The following is a 7,444-nucleotide window of genomic DNA, read 5'->3' on the forward strand; positions in this document are numbered from 1 at the left end:
GGTATCTTGAATCTGCTGGCCGATCCGCAGTCCGGGAGGTGTGTATGACCGTGGAGATGGTCGCGCCGGCCTGGATGCACGAGCAGGTCACGGCCGAGCAGTACGCGACGTGGACAGCAGAGCAGTGTGCGGGCATCGAGATCGTGGATGGGATGGTCCTCGTGAGTCCGAGCGCGTCCAAGCGGCACAACCGCCTGGCCAGGCTCCTGGCGAACGCCTTGGATGTTGCCGCGGGACCGGACTGGAACGCTGACACCGACTTCGATGTCCGGCTCCAGGACGTGCCGCTGAACAACCGTCGTCCGGATGTGACGGTGTATCGGGCGGAGACCATCGACGTCGCTCCCACACGACCCGAGCATGTGCTGCTGGTGGTCGAGGTGGTCTCTCCCGGCTCGGAGACGACCGACCGGATCGTCAAGGCCGATCAGTACGCGAGGGCCGGAATTCAGTTCTACTGGCGTGTCGAGCAGGCCGCCACCGGTGCACCTCTCGTGTACACGTACGTTCTTGACCCGGCGACCGGCCGCTACCGCGACACCGAAACGTTCACCGGCGTCGTGAAAATGGTCGCGCCCTTCCCCATCGAGGTCGATCTCGGCCAGATCTGATCCGTGGATCTCCACGGGTCGGGACCTCCCTGGTTCCGCCGGCCGGCGCATCTGACCGTGAACGCCAGCTGTGCTGCTCTCGCGGTGTCAGGATGGTGGGCATGGGCGAGGTGACTGACTACATCGCCGGCCGGGACGAGCCCGCCCGCTCGGTGCTCGAGCGGTACCGCCTCCTTGCGATGGCCCTCGCGCCGGAAGCGGAGGAGGGCACGAGCTACGGGATGGCAGCGTTGCGGTACCGGGGCCGGCCGCTCGTCAGCGTGGTCTCGACGAAGCAGGGCTACTCGGTGTTCCCGTTCAGCGCGGACGTCGTTGCCGGCGTGGTGGCCGAGCTCGACGGCTTCGATTCCACCAAGGGCGGGATCAGGTTCACCGACGAGCGACACCTGCCCGACGGGGCGTTCGAGGCGCTCGTCACACGGAGGCGAGGCGAGATCGACGCCGCTCTCGCGCAACCTCGGCGCAAGTAGCGCGAACGACGACGGCCGGGCCGACGTCGGGAGCGAGCGGCACCGGACCCACCCGCACATTGCGGAGGACACGCCGGCCGGAAGTTTGGCGGACGGTGCCGACCACTGCTAACTTGCCAGAGGCCGTGCGAGAGACCGAGGAGGTGGTACCCGTGAACTTTTCGACGTGGGTGCTCCCCTCTGGGGTCACGGTCGGGCGATAGGTCGTCCGGGAGCGCCGTTCACGAGCACTCCCGAAAGGCACGACCATGAAATTCACTTCTGAACAATGCCTCGACGATGGCGTCGTCGAACGCGAGTTCATCCTCGATGGGATCCCCGGCATCCTGTGGACGCCCGGATCCGCATCCGCATCCGCGCCGGCCCGGCTGATCCTGCTCGGCCACCCCGGTGGACTGCACAAGATGTACCCCCGGTTGGCGGCTCGGGCCCGGCACTCCGCGGCGGAAGGATTCGCCTCGGCCACCATCGAGCTGCCCGGCAGCGGTGACCGGCCTCGTTCCGCCGCCGCCGAACAGGCCCGCGCCGACCTGCACCGGGCGCTGGCGGCCGGCGGTCCGGTCGACGACGAGATCATCGACCGGCTCGTACTCCCACTGGTCGACACGGCGGTCCCGGAATGGCGGGCCGCCCTGGACTCCATCCTCTCGCTGCCCGAGATCGGCGGCCCGGTCGGGTACTCGGGAGGGGTGATCGCCATCGGCATCCGGCTGGCGGTCGTCGAACCGCGCATCCGCGCCGCCCTCCTGTTCGCCGGCAGTTTCGTGCCCCTCACCATGTTCGAGGAGGCCCGGCAGGTCACCATTCCGCTGCAGGTCCTGTTGCAGTGGGACGACGAAGGAAACGACCGCCAGATGGCCCTGGACCTGTTCGACGCCTTCGGCTCCCGGGAGAAGACGCTGCACGCCAACATGGGTGGGCACACCGGCGTCCCGCAATTCGAGGGGGACGCCGGAAACCGGTTCTTCGCCCGACACCTGAGTGGCTGTCTCTCAACCTGTTTGTGCAGCTAGCGCGCATTTTGCTGTGCGGGGGCCCGCGTCCCGGCGTTCGGGCTGCCGTCACCGTGACGCCGATCCGAACGTTTGGGCGTAGGGTTTAGGCGATACGGCACTTCGTCGGGTTCCTGGGCCTGCACTGAGGGGTTCTCCTTCTCGGCATCACCCGCTTGCAGGGTGATCAGTACGACTCGTTCGTCGCCCCCCTCACCTGGAAACGGCCCAGCATGGTTTCTGCTCGCCTGCCTCTTGACCGCATTCAGTTGCTGGTCGAGGTCCACCTTCCAACTCCGCCGGCCACTAACGTCGTGGTCTCGTTGGCAGGTGAACTCGACTGGGAGACCGGCACCGAGGTGCATAGAGTTGTCGTGGAGGTTTTGGACCGCCATGATCCGGAACGCATCAGCTTGGACATGGATCGGGTGACGTTCCTGAGTTCTTCCGGGATCACCGCGCTGCTGCGGTGCCGCCGCCGCGTTCAGGAACGGGGCGCCGTGTTAGAGATCAGCAACGCGCACGACATCGTGCGTCAGGTGCTGGCCATCACGGGTTTGCTGGACGTGTTCCACGTGCGAGACGCTGCTGTGGACGGGGGTGATTGTTGACCCGCAAGGGTTACGCGGCCTGAAGGCCTGGTGGCGCGGCTCGCCGGCTGGTCGCCCGGGTGAGTCGGCGGGTCATCAGGGTGATGTTCGCCCAGGTGATGTGCGCTTCGGAGTGCTGCGGGAGGCGTTCGTAGTCGCGGGCGTTGCGGCGGGCGCGCATCAGCCAGGACAGTGAGCGTTCCACGATCCAGCGGCGGGGCAGCACCTTGAACCCGACCTGGTCGGGTGGCTTCTTCACGATCTTCACGGTGAGGTTGAGGAAGCTGTGCGCCCAGGCGGGCACGCCGGTGTAGGCGTTGTCGGCGAACATCAGGGTCAGCTCGGGGTGGGTCATCCGGAGCCGGGCAAGCAGGTCCCGGGCGGCGTCGCGGTCGCTGAGGTCGGCACGGGTGGCCATCACGCCGATGAGTAGGCCCGAGGTGTCCACGACGAGGTGCCGCTTACGGCCGTTGATCTGTTTCGCGCCGTCGTATCCGCGGCTGGCCCGGCCGACGGTCTCGGCGGCCTTGATCGATTGTGAGTCGATGATCGCGGTGACCGGCAGGGGGCAGCGCCCGGCCCGGACGCGGATCATCCGGCGCAACTGGTCGCGCAGGACGCCGATCACGCCGGTGCGGGCCCAGCGGGCGAAGAACCCATATACGGTCTGCCAGGGCGGGAAGTCGGCGGGCAGGGCACGCCACTTGCAGCCGTTGTCTACCACGTAGCGGATCGCGTCGACGATCTCGCGGCGCGGGTGCGTCTCGGGCCGCCCGCCCCGGGGGGTGTCGCAGGCCGGGACGGGCAGCAGCCCGGCGATGATCGTCCACTCGGCGTCGGTGGTGTCGCTGGGGTAACGACGCCGGCGCGGCAGCGACAGGATGGTCATTGCCCGACCCGGACCAGCAGCGACAGCGCGGACTTGACCCCGGTGAGCTGGCCGAGGATCAGCTCGGCCCATTCGTCGTCGGGCAGCCGCTGAGCGTGCGGGATGACGGTGCCCGACAGCAGCCGGGCGATGCGGGTCAGCTCGGTGCGGATGAACGCACGCTCGTAGGCGACCAGGACGGCCGGGTCGTCGGTGTGCCGGTAGCCGTCGCGGCGTGACCAGACCAGCGGCGGCAGGCCCAGCGCGGCCAGGGTGTCACGCAGGAACCGCAGCCCGGTGCTGACCTGCGCGGGGGTCAGCTGGGTGGCGGCCACGAGCTGCCGCAGGGTCAGCCCGGCCGGGTGGGCTTCGCGCAGTGCGACGCGGACCAGGTCGCCGGAGACGTTCGGCGCGAGGCGGCCCATCGCAGCGGGCTACTCGCCGCGAAGGAGGCGGGCCAGGCCCTCCTCCGGAGTGACCTTCCCGGTCTCCACCGCGGCCTCGATCCAATCCGCGGCGGCGCGGACCCGAGCCAGGTTGCGATGCACCGTCGCCCGGTCATCCGGGGTGTAGTCCTGCCCGCGCAGACTCGGCACGATCCGGCCGACCGACGCGACGAACTGCGCGCACGCGCCGACCAGGTCCAGGAACTCGGCGGTGTGCTTCACCTGGTTGAGGGCGGGGGTGCGCTGCCGGACGATCTCGACGCCCTGGCGGGCGTGGTCGACCTGGGCGCGGTTGACCAGGTGCCGGGCCGTGGTGTCGGTCATCGCCTGGAACGCCACCTCGGGCCGGCGCAGCAGGTCCGTGGCCACCCGGGAGGCGACTTCCTCGTCGCGGACCAGCTCGTGCACGGCCACGACCTTCTCCTGCACCGATTCCGGCCGGCGGACCTGATAGCCCACCACCCGTCTGGCCTCGTCCTCGGTCCACCGGCGCTCCCCGGTACGCGCGAGCACCGGCGGCTTGGTGATCACCCTGAACCGTTTCCGCTCGTCGGCGATCCCGGCCAGGATGCGGTGGATGTGGAACGGCACATCGCCCTGACGCTTGCCGGCCGGCCAACGCGACGCCACCCACCGCCAGTCCTTCACCGTCGCCAGCGGCACCCCGATGTCCTCGGCGAACAGGCGTAACGCGTCCATCACGCCGGACCCGGCCACGTCGTGCGGCGCGGAACCACCGTGCGGGCCCATCGGCTCGATCTCCAGAGCGTGGTCCCCCATCTTGAACTGGATGCGGTCACGCTCGCGGATCAACCTGCGGCACTCGGCCACGATCGCGGTGTAGCGGCTCTTCGTCACGTTTCCGATCTTGGTTGGCATCGCGTCACCACCCAGCGCGTCGCCGCGGGGGCGGCGCACCGGTCGCCGACACCAACCCCGGGGACGTTTCCCCAGGCTGGACGCTCTTCCAGCTAGGTCACAGTCCCCCTGGCGCTGTCGCCCGATCGCCCTACCCCGATCGACGCCCGTGCCCGCCACGCCCGTGTCCGGCACCGCGGCGAGCAGAACACGGCGCCCAGACGCCGCTGCAACCCGACCGTCCACTCCGCACCACACTGCGGGCACACCGCTTGCCCCGCCGCACGCGTAAGCGCTACCCGGACTGCCACCGCCCGCTCTCTGCGCCAGTGCCGGGACCGGCACCGCGGCGAGCAGAACACCGCCGAAGCCCGCGCCCCGGCGCGCAGCGGCCCCCCACACGCCGGGCACACCCGCAGCGGCGGATCACCCGAGCGGGGTACCGCCGACAACGCCGGCACCAGCGACAACGAGCCGCCCCGCGGACGTGCACCCATACCCACACCGCGAGCGTACGACCATGACCCCGGCAGCCGCCCAGGGTGGGAAGACCCGCTCTGGGACTGCGCCGGGCGCGGCTGCCATCACTGATCACCGAGCACCGGGACGCAAGATCAAAGGCATTCCAGGGGTTGCCGGGTCACCGTGGCCGCTTCCCAAAAGACCCGATTGCGGCGGGTTTGCCCGCCACCGTGACGGGAATTGGCCTCATGGAGGGCAGCCTGAGAGAGGTGGGCTTCCGTGAGCAGAATTCTGGTGGTCGACGATGAACCGGATCTGCGGTTCCTGCTGCGGCACGTCCTCGCCTCGGCAGGCCACGAGGTCACCGACGCCGGCGACGGTGCCACCGCCCTGGACTGCGTGCACGAAACGCCGCCGGACCTGGTGGTCACCGACATGATGATGCCGGTGATGGGCGGCGTCGAATTCATCCACCGGCTGCGAGCCGACCCGCACACCGCCGCGATCCCGGTCCTAGCGGTCAGCGGAGACTCGCACCTCGCGGTCGACGCCGACGCCACGGTGGCCAAACCCTGGCAGCCCGCCGAGTTACGCGCGGCAGTCGACGACCTCCTCCGGAAGGGACGTGACGGGCCGTGAAACGGCTGTCGACCGGACTGGCGGACCTGGACCTGATCCTCGGCGGAGGCCTCGAACGGGGCTCAACGGTCGTCTTCACCGGGCCGCCCGGATCCGGCAAGACGATCCTCGCGCAGCAGATGTGCTTCGCCATGGCCACCGCCGAGCACAAAGCCGTCTACTACACGACCCTGTCAGAGCCGCACTCCAAACTCGTCGAGCACCTGTGCGACTTCACGTTCTTCGACCCGCAGGCACTAGGACCCAAAGTCGAGTACGTCCACCTCGGTGACATGCTGCGCGGCCCCGACGCCGCCGACCTCAGCCGGCTGGTCAACGAGGTAGTCCGCAAGGCCGTCGAGGAAAAACCGGTGCTGGTGGTGATCGACAGCACCAAGATGCTCCGGGACTTCTCCAGCGACCAGGCCCTGCGCACAGCGCTGTACGACCTCACCAGCCGCGTCTCGCACAGCGGAGCCGTGCTGCTGCTCCTGGGCGAATACACCACCGAGGAGATGCAGACCCGGGCGGACTTCACCCTCGCCGACGCGATCGCGCACCTGACCTACCAGCCCCGCGAACCCATCGACCGGCGCACTCTACGCGTGGCCAAGATGCGCGGCGCGATCCACCTCAACGGCGCCCACACCGCCCAGATCACCGCCGACGGCTTCCACGTGTATCCCCGCCCCGAGTCGCTGATGCCCGAGGACGTGCCGTCCAAGGCCGGCCGGATCCCCACCGGCATCACCGGCCTGGACCCGCTGATGGCCGGCGGCATCCCCGACTCCGACGCCACCCTCCTACTGGGCCCCTCCGGCGTCGGCAAGACCATCGGCTGCCTCAACTTCATCGCCGAAGGCCTCGCCCGCGGCGAACGCTGCCTCTACGCAACCTTCCAGGACACGCCCGACCAGGTCGTCTCCCTGGCCGCCGGCTTCGGCTGGGACTTCACCGCCGCCCGCGACAGCGACCAGCTCATGATCTCCCACGTTCCCGTCGGCGAACTCGAACTCGACGTCCTGGCGGCCGTGATCCGGCACCGCCTCACCAACGGCACAACAACCCGGGTCGTGATCGACAGCCTGGCCGAGATGGCCGCCACCGCCCGCGAAACCGAACGGTTCCCCGCCTACCTGCGCAGCATCCTCGGCGTGGTCCGCGCCTCCAGCGCCTCGCTGTGGGTCACCAGCGCCACCAACACCTTCGGGGCGATCGGAGAACCCCTGGCCGGACTCATGTACCTGTTCCACAACGTCATCCAGCTCCGCTACATCGAACACCGCGCCGCACTCGGCCGGGCCCTCAACGTGGTCAAGATGCGCAGCAGCCCCCACGACCAGGCCATGTACACCTGCCACATCACCGACCACGGCGTCACCGTCGGCGACCCACTCGAACACGTCACCGGCATCCTCGGCGGAAGCCCCCTACGCGACCAAGGCGCCTCCGACCACAACGACACCGCAGCATGAACTGAACTCTCCCAGAACCGCCCTAACCAGAATCAACCGCCTTTGAAAACAGGC

The 7,444-nt window shown here is 69.0% G+C and carries 8 protein-coding genes and 1 pseudogene; 6 read left to right on the plus strand and 3 right to left on the minus strand.

The window, feature by feature from the left end:
- The first annotated feature begins 44 nt into the window (after positions 1-44).
- The 4 genes from ACMCNK_RS35535 (at position 45) to ACMCNK_RS35550 (ending at position 2,684) form a co-directional block, all read left to right on the plus strand.
- The gene (locus tag ACMCNK_RS35535) at positions 45-611 is read left to right on the plus strand and encodes a Uma2 family endonuclease (protein WP_412740714.1); all 567 of its coding nucleotides are present in this window, start codon (positions 45-47) and stop codon (positions 609-611) included.
- A gap of 101 nt (positions 612-712) precedes the next feature.
- Positions 713-1,081: an iron chaperone gene (locus ACMCNK_RS35540; protein WP_412740715.1), complete on the plus strand. Its 369-nt coding sequence runs from the start codon at positions 713-715 to the stop codon at positions 1,079-1,081.
- A 248-nt stretch (positions 1,082-1,329) separates the two neighbouring features.
- Positions 1,330-2,094: an alpha/beta hydrolase gene (locus ACMCNK_RS35545; protein ID WP_412740716.1), complete on the plus strand. Its 765-nt coding sequence runs from the start codon at positions 1,330-1,332 to the stop codon at positions 2,092-2,094.
- A 155-nt stretch (positions 2,095-2,249) separates the two neighbouring features.
- On the plus strand, positions 2,250-2,684 hold the full coding sequence (locus ACMCNK_RS35550; RefSeq protein WP_412740717.1) for an STAS domain-containing protein: 435 nt from the start codon (positions 2,250-2,252) through the stop codon (positions 2,682-2,684).
- Here the strand turns inward: ACMCNK_RS35550 and ACMCNK_RS35555 are convergent.
- The 3 genes and pseudogenes from ACMCNK_RS35555 to ACMCNK_RS35565 all read right to left on the minus strand — a co-directional run bounded on the left by ACMCNK_RS35555 (position 2,609) and on the right by ACMCNK_RS35565 (position 4,835).
- Positions 2,609-3,552, minus strand: a pseudogene (locus ACMCNK_RS35555) (IS5 family transposase). The gene ACMCNK_RS35550 and the pseudogene ACMCNK_RS35555 overlap by 76 nt on opposite strands.
- Positions 3,549-3,956 (minus strand): hypothetical protein, encoded by a 408-nt coding sequence (locus ACMCNK_RS35560; protein WP_412740718.1) that lies wholly within the window; start codon positions 3,954-3,956, stop codon positions 3,549-3,551. Before ACMCNK_RS35560 ends, ACMCNK_RS35555 begins: the two are co-directional and overlap by 4 nt.
- 9 nt (positions 3,957-3,965) lie before the next feature.
- Entirely contained in the window at positions 3,966-4,835 is an 870-nt protein-coding gene (locus tag ACMCNK_RS35565; protein WP_412740719.1) for a DUF6192 family protein, read from the minus strand.
- A 741-nt stretch (positions 4,836-5,576) separates the two neighbouring features.
- Between ACMCNK_RS35565 and ACMCNK_RS35570 the strand changes: the two genes are divergently transcribed.
- Both ACMCNK_RS35570 and ACMCNK_RS35575 read left to right on the plus strand, forming a co-directional pair.
- Positions 5,577-5,936, plus strand: a complete 360-nt coding sequence (locus tag ACMCNK_RS35570; RefSeq protein WP_412740720.1) for a response regulator — start codon at positions 5,577-5,579, stop codon at positions 5,934-5,936.
- A complete protein-coding gene (locus ACMCNK_RS35575; protein WP_412740721.1) occupies positions 5,933-7,390 on the plus strand; it encodes an RAD55 family ATPase in 1,458 nt (485 codons plus the stop codon). The genes ACMCNK_RS35570 and ACMCNK_RS35575 overlap by 4 nt, the downstream gene beginning before the upstream one ends.
- Positions 7,391-7,444: the final 54 nt, after the last annotated feature.

Origin of the sequence: Krasilnikovia sp. MM14-A1259 (genome assembly GCF_047159535.1) — a bacterium.
In the GTDB taxonomy this organism is placed as follows: Bacteria; Actinomycetota; Actinomycetes; order Mycobacteriales; family Micromonosporaceae; genus Actinoplanes.

Excerpts from the sequence above, each read along its gene's own strand:
- ACMCNK_RS35545 (WP_412740716.1), top strand. The coding sequence starts at position 1,330 with ATGAAATTCACTTCTGAACAATGCCTCGACGATGGCGTCGTCGAACGC.
- ACMCNK_RS35540 (WP_412740715.1), top strand. The coding sequence starts at position 713 with ATGGGCGAGGTGACTGACTACATCGCCGGCCGGGACGAGCCCGCCCGC.
- ACMCNK_RS35535 (WP_412740714.1), top strand. The coding sequence starts at position 45 with ATGACCGTGGAGATGGTCGCGCCGGCCTGGATGCACGAGCAGGTCACG.
- ACMCNK_RS35560 (WP_412740718.1), bottom strand. The coding sequence starts at position 3,956 with ATGGGCCGCCTCGCGCCGAACGTCTCCGGCGACCTGGTCCGCGTCGCA.